Annotated in this window: 13 protein-coding genes and 1 pseudogene; all 14 read right to left on the minus strand. The window is 38.5% G+C overall.

Annotation, left to right across the window (positions count from 1 at the left end; translation table 11 throughout):
* Positions 1-30: 30 nt before the first annotated feature.
* Positions 31-1,002 carry a sugar phosphate isomerase/epimerase family protein gene (locus SLH51_RS01500; RefSeq protein WP_335958565.1) on the minus strand — a complete coding sequence of 324 codons (972 nt, stop codon included), beginning with the start codon at positions 1,000-1,002 and terminating at the stop codon, positions 31-33.
* Positions 999-2,177: a Gfo/Idh/MocA family protein gene (locus SLH51_RS01505; RefSeq protein ID WP_335958566.1), complete on the minus strand. Its 1,179-nt coding sequence runs from the start codon at positions 2,175-2,177 to the stop codon at positions 999-1,001. The genes SLH51_RS01500 and SLH51_RS01505 overlap by 4 nt, the downstream gene beginning before the upstream one ends.
* A gap of 41 nt (positions 2,178-2,218) precedes the next feature.
* The gene (locus SLH51_RS01510; protein WP_335958568.1) at positions 2,219-3,190 is read right to left on the minus strand and encodes an ABC transporter permease; all 972 of its coding nucleotides are present in this window, start codon (positions 3,188-3,190) and stop codon (positions 2,219-2,221) included.
* The gene (locus SLH51_RS01515) at positions 3,171-4,667 is read right to left on the minus strand and encodes a sugar ABC transporter ATP-binding protein (RefSeq protein ID WP_335958570.1); all 1,497 of its coding nucleotides are present in this window, start codon (positions 4,665-4,667) and stop codon (positions 3,171-3,173) included. The genes SLH51_RS01510 and SLH51_RS01515 overlap by 20 nt, the downstream gene beginning before the upstream one ends.
* Positions 4,668-4,718: 51 nt before the next feature.
* Complete coding sequence (locus tag SLH51_RS01520; RefSeq protein WP_335958571.1) at positions 4,719-5,903, minus strand: levoglucosan dehydrogenase; 1,185 nt, start codon at positions 5,901-5,903, stop codon at positions 4,719-4,721.
* A 35-nt stretch (positions 5,904-5,938) separates the two neighbouring features.
* On the minus strand, positions 5,939-7,120 hold the full coding sequence (locus tag SLH51_RS01525) for a substrate-binding domain-containing protein (protein WP_335958572.1): 1,182 nt from the start codon (positions 7,118-7,120) through the stop codon (positions 5,939-5,941).
* Positions 7,121-7,146: 26 nt separating this feature from the next.
* On the minus strand, positions 7,147-7,956 hold the full coding sequence (locus tag SLH51_RS01530; protein WP_335958574.1) for a sugar phosphate isomerase/epimerase family protein: 810 nt from the start codon (positions 7,954-7,956) through the stop codon (positions 7,147-7,149).
* A gap of 248 nt (positions 7,957-8,204) precedes the next feature.
* Entirely contained in the window at positions 8,205-9,200 is a 996-nt protein-coding gene (locus SLH51_RS01535; protein ID WP_335958575.1) for a LacI family DNA-binding transcriptional regulator, read from the minus strand.
* 229 nt (positions 9,201-9,429) lie between these two features.
* Positions 9,430-10,299, minus strand: a complete 870-nt coding sequence (locus SLH51_RS01540; RefSeq protein WP_335958576.1) for a sugar phosphate isomerase/epimerase family protein — start codon at positions 10,297-10,299, stop codon at positions 9,430-9,432.
* A 33-nt stretch (positions 10,300-10,332) separates the two neighbouring features.
* A complete protein-coding gene (locus SLH51_RS01545; RefSeq protein WP_335958577.1) occupies positions 10,333-11,364 on the minus strand; it encodes a zinc-dependent alcohol dehydrogenase family protein in 1,032 nt (343 codons plus the stop codon).
* Positions 11,365-11,506: 142 nt separating this feature from the next.
* Entirely contained in the window at positions 11,507-12,697 is a 1,191-nt protein-coding gene (locus SLH51_RS01550; RefSeq protein ID WP_335958579.1) for a substrate-binding domain-containing protein, read from the minus strand.
* Between the two features lie 445 nt (positions 12,698-13,142).
* A complete protein-coding gene (locus SLH51_RS01555) occupies positions 13,143-13,865 on the minus strand; it encodes a LytR/AlgR family response regulator transcription factor (RefSeq protein ID WP_335958581.1) in 723 nt (240 codons plus the stop codon).
* 236 nt (positions 13,866-14,101) lie between these two features.
* Positions 14,102-17,020 carry a substrate-binding domain-containing protein gene (locus SLH51_RS01560; RefSeq protein WP_335958583.1) on the minus strand — a complete coding sequence of 973 codons (2,919 nt, stop codon included), beginning with the start codon at positions 17,018-17,020 and terminating at the stop codon, positions 14,102-14,104.
* 115 nt (positions 17,021-17,135) lie between these two features.
* Positions 17,136-18,022, minus strand: a pseudogene (locus SLH51_RS01565) (IS4 family transposase); the annotation flags it as partial.
* Positions 18,023-18,178 lie beyond the last annotated feature (156 nt).

Consider the following 18,178-nt stretch of genomic DNA (forward strand, 5'->3'; position numbering starts at 1 on the left):
AGAAGCAAGGGAAATGCCCCTTGCTTCTCCTTACGCCCACCACATTTCCGAGATTTCTTCTTTAAAAAGGGATGCTTTTAAAAGTGCTATCGCTTTCCCTAGTCCTTCATCAATGGATGCAAGCATATCTTCGTGTTCAATTGAGAGGACGTAGTCGTATCCAACTGCCCGAAGTGCGCTGATCATATCGTGCCACGTCTTTGCGTCATGACCATATCCTACCGTTCGAAACGTCCATGAACGATCAAGGACTTGACTATAATGTTTCGTATCAAGGACACCATTCACACTGATATTCGCTTGATCTAAATAAGTATCCTTTGCATGAAAGTGGAAAATAGCTTTTTCACGTCCAAGTTTTTTGATTGCTTCAACTGGGGCAATTCCTTGCCAGACAAGATGACTAGGATCAAAGTTTGCTCCTATCATAGGGCCCACATGTTCCCTTAATTTCAGCAATGTTTCTGGATTATAGACAACAAAGCCAGGATGCATCTCAAAGGCAATTTGGTTGATTCCATGTGATTTAGCGAATGCTGCTTCTGTTTTCCAATATGGAATGACAACCTCATTCCACTGCCATTCAAGCATTTCGCCATATTCAGGCGGCCATGAACAAGTAACCCAGTTCGGGAACTTTGCATCTTTGTGATCACCTGGACAACCGGAAAACCCATTTACTACGGGTACTTCTAAACGTTCTGCTAATAAAACGGTTTTTCGCCATGACTCATGGGATTCATTTGCAAACTTCCTGTTAGGATGAAGCGGATTGCCATGGAAGCTCAACCCGCTAATGCTAAGGCCTCTTGCTTCAATGGCTTTTTTGTATTCGTTTAATTTCGTAGGGTTATCTAGTAATTCATCTGGATTACAATGACTTGTCCCAGGGTAGGTTCCCGTACCTAACTCGACTGTTTCTATCCCCATTTCAGCAACTTTATCTAGCATTTCTTCAAAAGGCAGATTTTGATAGAGGACGGTAAAGACTCCTAGTTTCACGACTTGACCTCCTGTCCCACGTTTACTTTCACCCACTTTTGGTTTGTATGACTCTCTAGAATCGCATCTGTAATACACATGGAAAGGTGGCCATCAGCAAATGTTGCAAAGTTTGTTTGATCCTTTAATGGATCTTTTCCTTCATATATAAATGTGTAGAAGTTTTTCATCATATTTTTTAACGCATCAGGCCAGCCTTCATTATGACCACCTGGGTGATGAATCGATCCCTTCGCTTCATCGTTAAACAACGCTGGGTCTGCAAGAAGAGTTTCATTTGCACGGCCGCGATGCCCGAGCCATAGCTTCTCTGGTTCTTCCTGATTCCAATAAGCGGAACTTTGGCTGCCGTTAATTTCAAAGCTTAATCGATTTTTACGTCCTGCACTTACTTGCGATACAGTAAAGACACCACTTGTACCGTCATCAAAGCGAACGAGAACGGATGCATAGTCCTCTGTATTGATTGGTACCTCTTCATACTGTTGGTCCGCTGTCTCTTGAGCTCCAAAAGTAGCCACATTTCCGATTGCTTTCTTTCTTACTGGAATAACAGTCGCTAAATCCGCAAATACTTCAACAATTTGTTTACCCGTTACGTGTTGGACGGTATCACACCAATGGGAGCCAATATCAGCTATCGCACGCGACTTCCCACCTGATTCTGGAGCTAACCGCCAATTATAATCAGTCTCATATAACAGCCAATCCTGCAAATAGCTTCCGTGAACAAGATTTACTTTCCCTAACTCATTGTTTTTAATCATCGTTTCTAATTGCTTTAAAATAGGGAATTGGCGATAGTTAAAGTTAACCCCGTTAACAACGTCATGCTCTTTAGCTAACTCTAGCAATTCTCTTGTTTCGTCACTTGACATCGCTAACGGTTTTTCTGATAAAACATGTTTACCTGCTAAAATAATCTCTTTATTAATCGCAAAATGCAGATGATTTGGCGTACAATTGTGTACGACTTGAATCTCTTCATCGCGCAGCATTTCCTTGTAATCTCCGTATGCCTTTGGAATGCCTAACTCAGCCGCTTTTTGTTCAGCTGCCTCAAGGCTCGATTCTGCTAGTGCTACTACCTCAACAAATCCTAATCGTCTGACCGCTTCAATGTGAGTCGGTCCTATAAATCCTGTTCCAATGACACCTACTTTGATTTTATTCATACTAACTCACCTCTCCTATCTCATTAAAAACTGTTTTTTCTTTATCGTTTCTTTGCTTTGCGTCCAAACGCTACTGCTAAAATAATAATCAAGCCACTAACCATCATTTGCTGACTGACATCTAAGCCCATAATGATTAAACCATTATTAATCGTTCCAATTAAAATTGAACCAAAAATCGTTCCAACGACTGTTCCAACTCCGCCAAACAGACTCGTTCCACCAAGAATAACGGCTGCAATAACAGAAAGCTCTGCCCCTTCACCGAAGGTAAAACGACCGGCCTCAAGTCTACCTGCATATAACATACCAGCAAAACCAGCCATCATCCCTGAAGATACTAAGGCGATTAGTTTGACACGAGCTGTATTGATCCCAGAGAATCTAGCTGCGCTTTCATTTCCCCCTGTTGCAAGAGTTTGTCTGCCAAACGTTGTTTTTCTTAAAATAATATGACCGATTACCGCTATTAAAATCGTCCAAACGAAAAGCATCGGAATCGGCCCTAAGCTTCCAGAACCAAATAAGAAAATAAATGCATCGTTTAAGATTGGTACAGGAGCTGTTCCTGTAACCCACATCGCAATCCCTTTCACAATAATCATCATTCCAAGCGTGACAAGAAAGGATGGAATCAACACCTTTGTAACAAGAAGTCCATTGATTAAGCCAATGATTGCTCCTGTTCCAAGTCCTGCAAGGATACCACCAACTGTACCGAATGATTGGATCGCTAATGCTGCCGTTAAAGAAGATAAGGCCGCAATCGAACCAACCGATAAATCAATTTCGGCAGTTGAGATCACGAATGTTACCGCTACAGCCATAATTGAAATCATTGCTGTTTGTCTAACAATATTTAAAAGGTTATTGGTTGATAAAAATCCATAATCATAAAGCGTGATTGAAAAAATGATGAAAACTCCAATAAAAGCAATATAGACAATGTAATTTTGCCAATCAAAAGCAGGACGTTTTGTTGCAGTTGTAGTATTAATGACTTTGGATTGCATGTTCTAAATCCTCCTCCGATTTAATTTCCTCACGTAATAATTCACTTGTTACCTTGCCATTTTTTAACGTAATAATTCTATCTGAAACAGCTAAAAGCTCTGCTAGTTCAGAAGAAATGACAATAACGGCTTTCCCCTGATCAGCTAACTCACGAATAATTTCAATAATCTCGGATTTTGAACCGATATCAACTCCATTTGTCGGTTCATCAAGGATTAATATATTCGGTTCATTAGCTAACCATTTTGCGAGTACGATTTTTTGTTGATTCCCGCCTGATAAGAGATTGGTAGACTTATAGATACTATCCGTTTTAATATTTAACTTTTCAACGAACTGCTCGGATAGTTGATCTATTTTCTTCTTATTCATAAACCCAGATTTCGATACTTTCTTTAAGATTGGGTAAATGATATTTTCTTTTACTTCATGGGTCAGTACTAATCCTTGTACTCGTCGATCTTCTGGAACTAACGCAATCCCAGCGTTAATGGCATCTTGCGGCTGTTTTATTCTGACCGCTTGACAATCCACAAAGACCTCTCCAGATCTAATTGGATCGATACCAAATAATGCTTGCGCCAGTTCTGTCCGCCCGCTTCCCATTAAACCTGCAATACCAAGAATTTCTCCTTTATATACATGGAGATCTACTCCATTTACTTTCGATCCTGAATGTAAGTCCTTCGTTTCTAACATCACTTCTTCTTTTGAGTATGAACGAGGCTTCCAACCAAAGCTTGACTCCATCGATTTACCAACGATATGTTGAACAAGCTCTTCCATGGTTAAATCAGCTGTGGGACTTGTAATCACAAATTTGCCATCCCGCAAAACAGTTATCCGATCGGAGACTTGAAAGATTTCATCCATCCTGTGCGAAATATAAATGATTGACATACCTTCTGACTTTAATGTCTCAATCAACTCAAACAATGTTTCGGTTTCATTTTTTGATAAGGTTGCGGTTGGCTCATCCATAATTAAGATACTTGCCTTTTGAGCAAGTGCCTTGGCAATTTCGGTCATTTGCCAAAAGCCGACACTTAGATTTTCGATTAACATATCTGGATTAATATTGACATTTAATTGCTTTAAAAGATCTTCAGTTTGAATATACATCGCTTTTTCATCTAAAAATCCATTGCTTTTCTTTAATTCACGATTTAAAAAAATGTTTTGTTTTACTGTTAAGGAAGGGATCACACTAAATTCCTGGAAAATCATCGCTACACCGTTTTCTTGTGCATCTTGCGGCTTTTCAATCTCTACCTCTTTGTCATTAATGACAATTTTTCCGCTATCTTTCTGATAGACACCCGTTAGAATTTTCATTAACGTTGACTTTCCAGCTCCATTCCCACCCATTAGTGCATGAACTTCACCTTTTTCTAACTCAAATTCAACATGATCAAGTACATTTATCCCATTAAAAGATTTTGATATTTCTGACATTCTTAATGCTAGCTTTGTCATAAAATCACCCTTTGTTTAAAGGGGGGTAATGAATTACCCCCTTTATTGTAATTAAGGAATCGTTACTTCTAATTTGTTTACTTTTACCCACTCGCCTTTTTCAGCAGATTCCAAGATTGCATCACTAATCACACAAATTTGGTATCCATCATCAAAGTTAGGGGAAACCTCCGTGTCATCGGCAATGGCTTTCACAAAATCATAGACTTCGATAATTTTCGTATCTCCATATCCGATTCCTAATGCAGGAATTGGCCATAGCCCTTCTCCGTATGGGTGTGCAGGACCTGTATATACTGTTCTAAAGCCTTTACGATCGGCTGGGTCATCGGCAAAGAAAACTTGTAATTCATCGCGACGCTCATAGTTAAAAATAAGTGAACCTTTCTCCCCGTGAATTTCAAATGTAAGGAAGTTGTTTCTGCCGTGAGCGTTACGAGTTGCTTCAATACTTCCAACGGCTCCATTTTCAAATTTTAAAAGTGTCATTAACTCATCATCAACATCAACTTGTCCTTTTGGTACATCTTCCGCTGACTTTACGGTTCCTAATTTATCAACACCGCCAGTTTGGATCGGTCTTTCTTTCACCCATGTTTGTGTATGTGCCATTACATCAGAGATTTCACCAACTAAATATCTTGCAAAATCAACGACATGTGTCCCGATATCTCCTAACGCCCCTGAACCAGCAATGTCTTTTTTAAATCTCCAAGAAAGTGGAGAATTCGGGTCTGCAGACCAATCTTGCAGATACGTTCCACGGAAGTTTAATACTTTTCCGATCGCCCCTTCTTCAATATATTTTTTTGCAAGGGCAACAGCAGGTGTTCTACGGTAGTTAAATGCAACCATATGCTTGACTCCTGCTTCTTTGACCGCATCCAGCATCGTTTTCGCCTCAGCTGCATTACGAGCTAATGGCTTTTCTGAAATAATGTGTTTTCCTGCTTTTGCTGCTGCAATGGCAATCTCTGCATGAGAATCATTCGGAGTTACAATGTCAACGATGTCAATATCAGGGTTGTTGATAATATCCATCCAATTTGCTGTATATTCGTCGTATCCAAGTCGAGCTGCAGCATCTTTCGCTAACTCTTCTGTTACATCGGCCACCATTTTACGATATGTCAGCCCTGGAGCTGGCCAGAAATACATTGGCATCCCTGCATATGCTAGTGAATGTGCTTTTGCCATAAATCCTGCACCAATTAAACCTACGTTATATGTTTTCATTTTGAAATTCCTCCCTTTATTAAGTGAAATATAAATTAGTTATTTTGAAATGCATCTTGAACTTCTTGTGGAGCTGATGTCGAGTAAACCATTTCCCATGCGTCGAGAATATTATCCTGTGTTACTGTTAAAGCAGGTACGGCCACGTAAGATGGCGTTTCCTTATCTAACAGTGCGTAACCAGCTAAAATGGCTTCTGCGACTCCTTGGTCATAAGGAAGTTGGGCTCCTAGTCCTTTAATCGAACCACCTCTTGCAATGTTCAAAGCTACATTTGCACCTAAATCAATGGTTGTAATGACTAAATCATCTCTACCCGCTGTTCTAGCAGCTGCTACTATTCCTTCAGTTGGTACATCCCACACACCAAAGATGCCGTCTAGATCAGGGTTTGTTGTCAACATGGCTGAAGCTACCTGTAGTCCATCATCCGGACCACTAATTCCACTACGAGCTACAATTTCAATGTTTGGATACTTTTCTTGAATCGTAGCCTCAAATGCTTCTGATCTTTGCTTTGTTACAAAGAAATCTGCATCATGGTAGACGACACCGACTTTCCCATCTCCACCAAGCTCTTCTGCCATTACTTCAGCAGCAGCGATTCCATTTCCATAGTTATCAGCGGAAACAACGCTTACATAATGTTCATTATGATTTAAATTGCTTGGTACATTATCCATAAATACTAAGTGAATCCCTTGTTCAGCCGCTCTTCTAAATGCAGAAGAAGTGGAAACAGGATCTGTTGGAATACTAACAATAATATCCGGGTTTCTTGCCATTACGGTTTCAAGGTCGGACACTTGTTTTTCTGCGCTAAATTGCGCATCTGTTACGGCAATGACTTCAATTCCCATTTTCTCAAAAGTCTTTTGCAACCCATTTATTTGCGCATTTGACCAATCATTACCTGCATAGTGCATAACGAGAGCTGCTTTATAATTTCCTTCTCTGATTTTTTCAATGTCTTCTACGGTTAGCTCTAGTGTACTGGCAGAAACCGCCGTTTCTCCATATGGCCCTTCACTTTGAATGACCGCATCCGCATCAATATTCGGATTAATTGTAATTGGCTCTAGCGCAACTTCTTCGTTTGTTTCAGTGGTAGATGGTTGCTCCTTAGCACCGTTTGAAGTGCTCTCTGAATTACATCCAGCTACAACTAGCATTCCTGCTGCAAAAGAAGTAATGGCCAACCATTTAAACTTTTTCATTTTAACGCCCCCATTCTTTATTCGTTTTATTTGTAAAAGTTATTTAGGAAATCCAAACTAATTTGCGCTCCCTTCTTCGGATCATCGTAGCTATCTAATTCCACCGTTACCCATCCGTCGTAATTCATTGCTTGAAGCGCTTCAATTACTCCTTGTAAGTTTTGCTCTCCCTCACCTAATGGCAGGAAGTCTCCACCTTTTAAATCTTTCAAGTGAACGTAAGGGATACGATCCTTATATTTTTTAATAAATTCAATCGGATCTTCGCCGCCCGCTTCAATGTGGGCTGTATCCGGGCAAAAGTTAATCGATGTAAATTGTGCAATCTTCTCGACTTGCTCTGGAGACTCTCCCAATGAACCTAAATGCGGATGATAGCTCGCAACTAACCCATTTGCTTTCGCAATCTCACTTACGCGTTCTAAAGCTTGTCCTAATTTTTCATAGTCGCTTTCTAAAATCCCTGTACTTCTTAGCGCTCCCCCGCCAACGACTAAATGCTCTGCACCGAATTCAGCAGCAAGACTTGCCGCCTTTTCAATTTTTGCTAGCTCTTCCTCGAGGATTTCATCGAAAATAAAGTTTCCTCCAGAATAAACACCAATCAACTTTAGTTTTAAAGAGTCCATCAATATTTGAAACTCTTCTTTCTTATTTTCATATTGCATCAGATTTCCATCGAAAATTTCAAAGCCCTGATATCCTACACTCGAAAGATCCTCTAATGCTTTTTCCGTTGAACCATTTGTTAAATAATAACCATCTTTAATTGAAGTAACTCCTGCCGGGTGTCCAACAACACCACCCCATGTATTTGTTTGATATCCTAGTTTCATATTTTTCTCCTCCAATTCAAATCAAGTAATTTGTACAGTTTTCACACGATCTATTGCTTGCATCACCCCCCTTAAAGAATGTAAAGGATTACAATTAAAACAGTGAACATTCTAGACTCCTACTTAAAAGTGGGAATAATTTGTAATGGATTACATTTAACCAAACTAAAACTCCCAATTAACTAGGAATTATAAACTGATTGTGTCTATATTTTGTAAAGGATTACATTTTAGCAACTTACTTTTTTTCAGACCTTTTTTACGCAAGAATTTCTGATAATAAGCTTGTCATCTAAAATATATTGACTTCTAATAATCTTTTTATTTTTCATCAGCTTTATAAGCAGATCCATCGCTTTGTTCCCAATTTCAAAAGCCGGTTGAGCAATCGTCGTAAGCTCTGGTTCAACAATCGTTGAAAACTTGATATTATCAAACCCTATGACTGAGATATCAGCAGGAACTCGAAAATGTTTAGACTTGATTGCCTTAATGGCCCCAAGTGCCATTTCATCATTAGCGGCAAACACTCCAGTGGGAAGCTGATTTAGAGCCAGTAGCTTATTCATTACATTAAAGCCACTTTCATAAGTGAAATCCCCTTCTTGAATAAGTACCGGATCGACGGTTACATTATATTGGGCCAACGCTTGATAAAATCCCTTTAGCCGATCCTGTCCGAGAACGCTGGTAGTCGGTCCTGATATAAAGGCTATTTGTCTATGTCCCAATTGAATCAGATATTCGGTCGCTTTTCTTGCAGCACTGATATTATCAATTGATACTGTTGGGATACTTGAACCTTCTATATACTCACAAGCTAGAACGACGGGATATTGATTTTCTACTATATTTACAAGTTCTGAATTCATTACTGTTAAAAAAATCATGCCGTCTGCTTTCTTCTGTCTAAGAAGATCTACATAACCACTCTCTAACTCTAAGTCATTGGTTGTATCTTTTATTAAAACTTGATAACCATTTGCGGCTGCAACATATTCGACCCCTCTAAGAACCTTCGAGAAAAAGGGATTTGAAATATCTGGAACAACGACAATGACTGTCTTTGTTTTCAGTGTTCGTAACTGGCGGGCTAATATATTGGGATGGTAATCTAACTCTTTTATCGCTTTCAAAACCCTTCCCATCGTTTCTTTCCTAACCGTATGAGGGTTGCTTAACACCCTTGAGACGGTAGCAGTAGAAACATTTGCCCTTTTGGCTACATCAACGATTCTTACCATTTTTGTTCGCTCATTTCTTTTTTTTTAACTCTATGCTTGCATTGTAAACGGATTCAGCATTAGTGTCTAACTTGTTTCAGACATCATATTTCTGATTTCGGAAGCGCTTACTTTTAATTCGGACACGAATTTCATTCATTCAGACAAAAAAATCACAAATTATAAGAATTTTTAAAGCCCGCAATCAACTTTTGTCGATTACGGGCTTGCTAGTCTACCATATGTTCATTTAAGTTAGAGGCTGATCCTCTCGTCTATCTCCATAAATCTGCTTTACTTTTCCTCTTAAAAATTCAATTGATTTTTTCGCATACCAATCTGGTTCTGCTTGCCTTGTGTGAAACCCTACTTCCATTGATAAATATCCATCATAGTTAATATCTTTTAATGCCTTCAATACCGCGTCAAAATCACATCTACCTTCCCCAGGTGGAAGCCGGTCATTATCAGAAATATGAACGTGATGAAGTTTATCTGCCATCTTGTACACATAGTCACTTGGAACTTCATTCCGATACAAAGCATGGAACGTATCAAACATCACCTTTACATTCGATAATCCGGTTTGCTCACTTAATAGTAAGGCATCATCTGCTGTCTCTATTAAATTACTATCTGCCGGCGTAGGCTCAACGACCATCGTTACACCAAGATCTTTTGCATATTCGGCGACTTCCGTTAACGCTTCTAAGCTATAATTCCAAGCTTCCGTTTGAGATGTCCCGTGAACTACCCAGCCTGCAATCCACATCACAGTCGGGCATTCCCATTCAGAGGCTAACCGAACGACATCCTTATAATGTTGAATCGTAAACTCCCTTTCCTCTTTCAAAGGGGAACTAGGATTTACTCCAGGTCCGCCACCGGGGGCAGGAAGCATTGCAGATACTTTTAAATTCTTCTCCTTAAGTAAACGTAAAATCTCTCGTCTTCGTTCCGGTGATAAATAATCTGGCCAAGCATGCGGACTTGCACATCCAATCTCAATGGCGTCATATCCAAACGAAGACAGTCTTTTAATCACCTCTTCTAATGGATACGAAGGAACCCAAACTGGAAAACCACTATAAGCCCACGTATTAAAAGAAATACCTTTCACTTTCAACAACTCCTTCTTCGTTCCTTTGAATGTTTATTCCCAAACAAACACAGCTTTTTCTGTTTTTCTTTCATCGAATAATTTGAAAGCCTTCTCTGCTTCTTCTAACGTAAACGTATGGGTTACTAACTTTTCTACAGGTAATTGTTTTCTGACAATGAATTCTGCAATCTCATCAAATTCCTGGATTGGGAAATACCACGAACCCATGACTGTTATCTGTTTACGGATTAACTGTTCACTTGGGTGGATTTTCAGTTCCTTATTTTCACCTATAAAAGCAACTCTTCCATGAGCTCTTACACTATTTAATGCATCATTTTCCGCAAATGGACTACCAGAACAATCAATAGCCGCATCTGCTCCGCGATCGTTTGTAATCTTTCTAATTTCTGCTAATATATCAACGTTCTTCCCATTGAGTGTATAATCTGCTCCTAATTCTTTCGCAATCTCTAGCCGTTCATCTAACATATCAACAGCAATCACTGTCGCTCCTAACCCTTTTGCAATCATGACACCTGCTCCACCCATAGGTCCCATGCCGAAGATGACGAGCGTATCTCTTCCTGAAATCGCCATTCTTTTTTGAGCGTGATATAACGTACCAACCGCATCTGTAGAAACAGCAGCCGTAATATAACTCATCTCATCAGGAAGTCTCATGCAGTTTTCTTCAGGTACAACCATATAATCGGCATCTCCTCCATGAGAATCAAAACCGATACATTTAAATTCCTTGCAAAACATTTTATATCCGCTTTTACAATGTGCACATTCTCCACATCCAAGCGCTAAGTATACCGCAACCCGATCACCAGATTTAAAATTTGCTACACCTGCTCCTACTTCTTTTATCACGCCTGCTGGCTCATGCCCAGGAACTGTACAACCTGTTTTTGTTCCTTCAAATACAGAAGTCCCGTAATACAAACTCATATCACTGCGGCAAATAGCTGAAGCTTTTAATTGAACCAGTACTTCCCCCTGCCCTGGCTTGGGAATCTCCATTTCTCTTACTTCTACTTTTTTATCACCAGGAAAAAACACAGCTTGCATCGTCATAGAATAGCCTCCAAAATTGTTAGTTTCGTATATTAAATAACCGCACCTTACAAAAGGAACTCGTATTGAAGCTTCCTTGAAAACTTCTAGACTCGAAACCTTCAAATACAGTTCGATTCCGAAAGATGCATATCTTATCATATTATTTCAATGCATCTTGTACATTTGCAGGTGCTTCTACCCCATAGATAAGCTCCCAAGCATCTAAGACATTTTCTTGCGTTACTTTAATGGCAGGAGATGCGACATAAGGTGGTGCCTCTTTTCCAAGAACAGCATAACCTGCAAGGATGGCTTGAGCTACACCTTGATCATAAGGTAGTTGAGCTCCAAGTCCTTTTACAATTCCATCAGAAGCGATCGATCTCGCAACATTCTCCCCTAAATCAACGGTTGTAATAATTAAATCTTCTCTGCCGGCTGCTCGTGCAGCAGACATGACACCCTCTGCCGGCACATCCCAAGGAGCGAAAATTCCATCTATATCAGAGTTTCTAGTAATCATCGCTGATGCTACTTCCTCTCCATCATTCGGGCCCGTAATTCCACCTTTTGCAACGATTTCAATGTTTGGATACTCATTTTTAATCGTTTCCTCAAAAGCATCAGAACGGTTTTTTGTTACAAAGAAATTAACATCATGATAGACGACACCTATTTTTCCTTCCCCGCCTAGCTTTTCTGCCATAATATGGGCTGCTGCTGCCCCGTTACCAGAATTATCTCCTGATACAATACTTATATAATCTTCACCGGGCTCAAGACCTTCTGCCACTCCATCCATGAATACTACGTTTACTCCTTGCTCAATCGCTTGTTTATAAGCCCCTGCAGTTGAAACAGCGTCAACTGGCACCGAGATCATAATGTCTGGCTGTCTAGCTAACACGGTTTCAATATCATTTACTTGCGTTTCAGCACTGAATTGCGCATCCGTTTCGGCAATCACTTCAATCCCCATTCTTTCAAAGGTGTCTCGCATCGCCCCAACTGCGGCATTCATATAATCCGTACCAGAATAATGCATAACAATCGCTGCTGTGTAGCCTCCCTCTCTAATTTGCTGAAGCTCTTCCTCAGTAAGGATTAAATCCTTGGCTGATTCAGCCTGTTCACCATGTGGCCCTATATCTAAGACATCCAAGTCAGGGATATCTGGATTAATCGTCAATGGTCCTGTAAACGTATTATCTGGATCTGCCTCTTCTTCTATTTCTTTTACCACTTCATCATTATCTGCAACTGTTTCCGAAACTTCTTCACCATTGCAACCAACAACGAAAACACTTAGTCCTAACATGAAAAGCATCGATAGTAGAATTCTCTTTTTCATAATGAAACCTCCCTTTTTTATCAAAGCCTTGAAAAAATCATTTTCATGAATTATCACTTCACGTTTTTCCATCACCTCCTCACAAGAATGTAACCGATTACACATTACGAATAGATCATACTAAACCACTAATTTTACTAGGAATTATAGGTTGAACTGACTTTTCCATTTCGATTGTTTTTACATTGGGTTTTATAACTCTCTTTTATTGCTATAATCAAATTGTAAACGCACTCACTAATCGTGTCTAACAAGCTTTAGACATGTAATCAATTCAATTGGGAGCGTTATCATTTCATTCGATGTTCTATTTCATTCTTTTAGACAAAATAGTCATAATTTTTAAAAAGATTAAAGCCCACAATAATCATTAAGTTATCGTGAGCTTTTGTAATCATTTAATGATGGTTTAAAAAAGGCTGCCTTTACCATTTTCACTGTCTTTTTAATTGGATAATGATTTTAAATGTTGTAATTCTACTAATTTCTGCTTTGAAACCCTTGCTGTTTCGTTATAGTTTTTGAAATAAGCCTGATACATTCGACCAGCTGTCTCTACTCTTGCTAATTGATCAAGATTTATTAGATAAGACCTATGTGTTGCCATAAAACGGGGCCCGAGAACGTTTTCGTAAGTCGTTAATGGCTCATTTGTTTCATATTTATTATCCTTCGTATGAATAACCGTTTTCCTATCCAATTTTTCAATAAATAGAATCTCTTCAGGTGGCAGAAAAGTAATTTGATTGTTTCTTTTTATCATGATATCTTTATTTTTTGAAGCTTTTTCACTTGGTATACCGCTTTGATATAATCTTTTTTCCACTCTTTCTAAAGCTGTATACAGTCTATCCCTTTCGATCGGTTTAACAATATAATCAACAGCACTGACATCAAAAGCATCTAAAGCATATTGATCATGTCCTGTTGTAAAAATTACTTCTAAAGAGGGAAGTAGCTTTTTGCAGGATTTAACTGCTTCTAGTCCATTCAATAAAGGCATATCAATATCAACTAAGGCGATATCTGGTTTATTCTCCATGACAGAGCGGATTAATTCTTCTCCATTGGCCGCTTCTGCAACAACTTGAAATTGTGGAAGCGTTTCAATAAAGCACTTTAATAGTTTTCTTGAAGCCTTATCATCCTCAGCAATCAATATTTTCATTTATAAGTACCCTCCAATAATTGGCCTATTATTAATGTCCACCTATTTGTGAATGTTATTAGGACAACTATGAAAAAAAAGATTTTTTCTACAAATTATTAATCGCATCAATTATATTACATTCCAGTAAATAAGATATGAGGAAGCGTTCCATTTATTTTATTTATAACTTCCTTTTAACTATACTTATTAATAAAAGTACCTATACACTTTTGGCATAGATACTCGGCTTTTCCTTATTTTAATGTACGTTGAATAAGATCGGGAGCATCCTCATTGTAAACAAGCCTCCAAGCTTCTAAAAGATTTTCTTTTGTTACTCTTAGAGCTGGAACAGCCACATAAGGTGGTGTTTGTTTTCTGAGAAGTGCATACCCTGCCAATATCGCTTCTGCTACACCTTGTTGATAAGGAAGCTGGGCACCCAATCCTTGTATGCTTCCATCCTTGGCCATTTCTAGTGCAGCATTAAAGCCTAAGTCAATCGTCGTGATGACCAAATCACTTTTTCCAACAGCTTCAGCTGCCTTCATCGCTCCTTCTGCAGGTACATCCCATACAACGAACATGCCATTCATGTCAGGATTTTTTCTAATCATATCAACTGCCACTTTTTCTCCATGACTCGGGTCGGTAAAGCCTTCCTGGGCAACGAGTTCAATACTGGGGTATTGCTGCTTAATCGTCTCTTCAAAACCTTCTGTTCTTTGTTTTGTTGCAAAGAAATCGGCATTGTGATTGATTATGCCAACCTTCCCTTTTCCTCCTAATTCTTGACCCATAATATGAGCTGCCTCAATACCGTTGCCAAAGTTATCAGCAGATACGATGCTGACATAATCTTTACCATGCTCTAGCCCCTTTGGAACATTGTCCATAAATACTAGCTTTACGCCTGCGTTAGCAGCCTTTTTATAAACACTTGCCGTAAAGATTGGGTCTACTGGAATGCTTACAATGATATCTGGCTTTTGAATCAAAATGGTCTCAATATCTTCTACTTGCTTTTCCCATTTAAATTGTGCATCCGTTACAGCAATTACCTCAACCCCCATTTTCTCAAAAGTTGATGTTACACCTGCAATTTGAGACTTTGACCAATCATTGTCGGCATAGTGCATTGCTATAGCCGCCCTATACTTCTTTTCCTTAATTTTTTTTAGCTCTGTCAAAGATAATTGAAGCGTCTTTGCTGAAACCGCCTCTTCTCCATACGGGCCTGTGCTTAATATCGTATGATGTGGAATATTTTGTGTAATCGAATTGTTTAATGTCTCACTTACAGTATTCAAAAACTCTTTAACATGAATTGGTTTTGACAAATAGTTATCAAACCCCTTTTCCAAAGTATGTTGAATATCAAGAGGCATCGCATTTGCACTTACAGCAATAACAGCGATATCTTTTGTTTGTTCCTTTGCTTTTAACATGTCAAACACTTCATATCCATTCATATCCGGGAGACTTAAATCAAGTAATATCAGATCTACTTTTTCAAAAGCAGCCTTTTCCAACCCTTCTTTCCCGTTGCTAGCTGATAAGAGTGTATAAGAAGGTTGAGATTTAATAATGTTTTTCACCAAGTTCAGATTGGAATCGTTATCTTCAATGTACAGCAAAGTGTAGTGTTCTGACTTTCCTTCTACAGACTTAAGAGGTTCTACCTCGTCTTCCCATCGGATGACAGGCTTTAATTTTTTTGGTAGGGGCAAGCTAAAACAAAATTCACTACCTTTGCCTTTTTTACTCCTTACACTTATGTTCCCGCCCATTTGCTGCACTAGCTGTTTAACTAAAGACAACCCAATCCCTGTCCCCTCTTCTTCTGTACCTTCCACTCGATAAAACGGGACAAATATTTTGTGATATTCTACCACTGAAAAACCAACACCCGTATCAACAATATGAACAAATTGATCGTCTCCTTCTAAATAACTGTTGATCATGATGTTTCCATTTTGCCGATTATATTTAATGGCGTTTTCTAAAAGGTTAAGGAGTATTTGCCTCAGTCGAACAGGATCAGCTAGAACGACCATATGATGCTGTAGATCTAGTTGTTTTTGAATACGAATATTTTTCTTTTTAGCAAGAGGCTGAACAATGTTGATACATTCATCGATAACGTTTAGAAGAGGGACCTCTTCTATCGAAACTTTTAATTTCCCCGTTTCGATTCTTGATAAATCTAAAACTTCATTAATTAAACTTAATAAAAAACTCCCTCCTTTTAAGATTTCTTGCACATAATCGCGTTGTTGATCATTTAACGAGTCATCAAGCTCTAATAACTGTGCAAAACCAAAAATCCCATTTAACGGTGTGCGCAATTCATGACTCATTTTAGAAAGAAAGTCCGATTTAGCCCTATTTGCTTTTTCAGCCTCTTCTTTTGCTTGAATGCAAGTGTTCTCCATTTCTTTTCTTTCTGTAATATCAGAAATACTTACAAGTGAGGCCCGATCACTATGATCACGCATTGTAAGAGGTTTTGAGTTAACTGAAAGCCATTTAATTTGATTATTCTCGATGTCCTTTACTCCCACAATCGAGTTATGGAAGGAAATGCCCTTCTCTAGTGTTTTCACTCCAGGTAGTTCAGAGTAAGGTAAATGGGATCCATCCTCTGCAACATATTCAACTTCCTTCCACCCATATGTATAATCACCTATTAAGCCGATCATCTTTTGAAAGTTTTCATTTAAAGCGGTGACTTTACCATCTTTTTCAATTATGATTACAGCTTCTGACATCGTTTGAAGAACGTCCTCATATAAAGAGTCTGTATTTACCAGCTCATTTTCTAAAGAAGGTTTGTTACTTTGGATGAAAGTGCCGATTACCTCTACAATCTCACCATTATTAAATAAAGGTGCTAAAAAAGCTATATAATCATTACCTGTTAACTTTGTTTCATATTGAATAAATTGACCTTCCCAAGCCTGGTAACAATACTTGTTTATGATACCGGACAATTCACTAGGGAATATATCTTCTAGCTTTTTTCCATACACATCTTCTTGGCTAAATCCAAAGTTGTCGAGCAAAATCCCATCACAATAAGTAAAAATAAAGGTGCTCCTTCTTTTGGTAAATCTACAGACAAGTCCCCTTTCCGTAACGTTTAGTGGAGTATTAGATATAGAGTCAGACATTCATTTTCCTCCTAATTTACGGTATTGAGTCCGTACAAAAATAATAAGTACTCAACTTTCGCACCTAAAAAAACACGTTCATCTATTGACATTATTACTTCTGTTGTCAGTCATGTAATTTAACTGGAATGCCATTGGCTTGTTTCGTTTGAATTGAGCGAAGAATTCCTTTCTTTCCTTGAATAGGAGAAGCTAACTGATAAAGTTCCTTCAAACTAACCTTATTATCATGGATAAGATAACGTTGCTTTAAGTTTTTTACCATGCCAATGACATCAAGACCTTGATCATGGATCTCTTTAATAAGCGGTTGATGTGTAAACCAAGTATCCATCAGCACATAAGAAGCTTCTTTACCTGTGTTCATTGCACGTTGAATCATCGTCGGAATATGTTCAGGTGCAGTTTGTAAAGCTTCTAAACGGCGCTTATATCAGAACTGCGCTTGTCAATTTTATGTGACATTCCATTGATAACACTGTTTTTAGAGCTCAATAAAGAAAAGTCTACAGGCATAAACGTTGTACCGTCAGACCAACCCAATGTAAGCATACGAAAGCCTTTGTAAAAGCGCATTTTTTGAGAAGCGTGGTCAAAACAACGCGTAAGAAGTTCAACCGATTTACTTCGATTTTTATCATATGAAGAATCGTCAACAATCAGCACTTTGATACGCTCATGATTCGTAAGCTTACTTACTTTTTCAATCGAGTGTGTGCTTAATAAAAGTAGAAACCTTCTCCATGAATAAGTAGAACGGTTTAAGAAACGATAGACCGCGTCTTTAGCTGGAATATCCGTAGATTTCTTACTTTCGAGTGTTCGAAACCAGTTTTTGTTTTCAAAGATCAAACAGAAAATGAGCTGAAATAAATAAGCACAGGTAAAGCCAAAAGACTTGGTAATTCCAGCTTTTCTAAGATGTTTCAATACTTTTAGTTCTTTAAAGGTAGATTTTATTTCATTTGGTAGTTGCTTAGTTTGGTCATTATTCGCTATCATATAGAGGACACCTCTTCTGTATGGAATGTTTGATTCTCGACAAATCAACTATACCAAACGGATAGGTGTTTTTTTATGCATTTTTATGTGTCAATGATAGTACTTGAATAACATCAGCAACTACTGCTGGTTGAACTTATTGAACTTTTATCGGTG

Origin of the sequence: Halalkalibacter kiskunsagensis (genome assembly GCF_037027555.1) — a bacterium.
Classification (GTDB): Bacteria; Bacillota; Bacilli; order Bacillales; family Bacillaceae_D; genus Halalkalibacter; species Halalkalibacter kiskunsagensis.

Coding starts and splice junctions, on each gene's coding strand:
- SLH51_RS01530 (WP_335958574.1), bottom strand. CDS start 7,956: ATGAAACTAGGATATCAAACAAATACATGGGGTGGTGTTGTTGGACAC.
- SLH51_RS01560 (WP_335958583.1), bottom strand. CDS start 17,020: ATGTCTGACTCTATATCTAATACTCCACTAAACGTTACGGAAAGGGGA.
- SLH51_RS01535 (WP_335958575.1), bottom strand. CDS start 9,200: ATGGTAAGAATCGTTGATGTAGCCAAAAGGGCAAATGTTTCTACTGCT.
- SLH51_RS01545 (WP_335958577.1), bottom strand. CDS start 11,364: ATGACGATGCAAGCTGTGTTTTTTCCTGGTGATAAAAAAGTAGAAGTA.
- SLH51_RS01505 (WP_335958566.1), bottom strand. CDS start 2,177: ATGAATAAAATCAAAGTAGGTGTCATTGGAACAGGATTTATAGGACCG.
- SLH51_RS01520 (WP_335958571.1), bottom strand. CDS start 5,903: ATGAAAACATATAACGTAGGTTTAATTGGTGCAGGATTTATGGCAAAA.
- SLH51_RS01515 (WP_335958570.1), bottom strand. CDS start 4,667: ATGACAAAGCTAGCATTAAGAATGTCAGAAATATCAAAATCTTTTAAT.
- SLH51_RS01510 (WP_335958568.1), bottom strand. CDS start 3,190: ATGCAATCCAAAGTCATTAATACTACAACTGCAACAAAACGTCCTGCT.
- SLH51_RS01550 (WP_335958579.1), bottom strand. CDS start 12,697: ATGAAAAAGAGAATTCTACTATCGATGCTTTTCATGTTAGGACTAAGT.
- SLH51_RS01555 (WP_335958581.1), bottom strand. CDS start 13,865: ATGAAAATATTGATTGCTGAGGATGATAAGGCTTCAAGAAAACTATTA.
- SLH51_RS01525 (WP_335958572.1), bottom strand. CDS start 7,120: ATGAAAAAGTTTAAATGGTTGGCCATTACTTCTTTTGCAGCAGGAATG.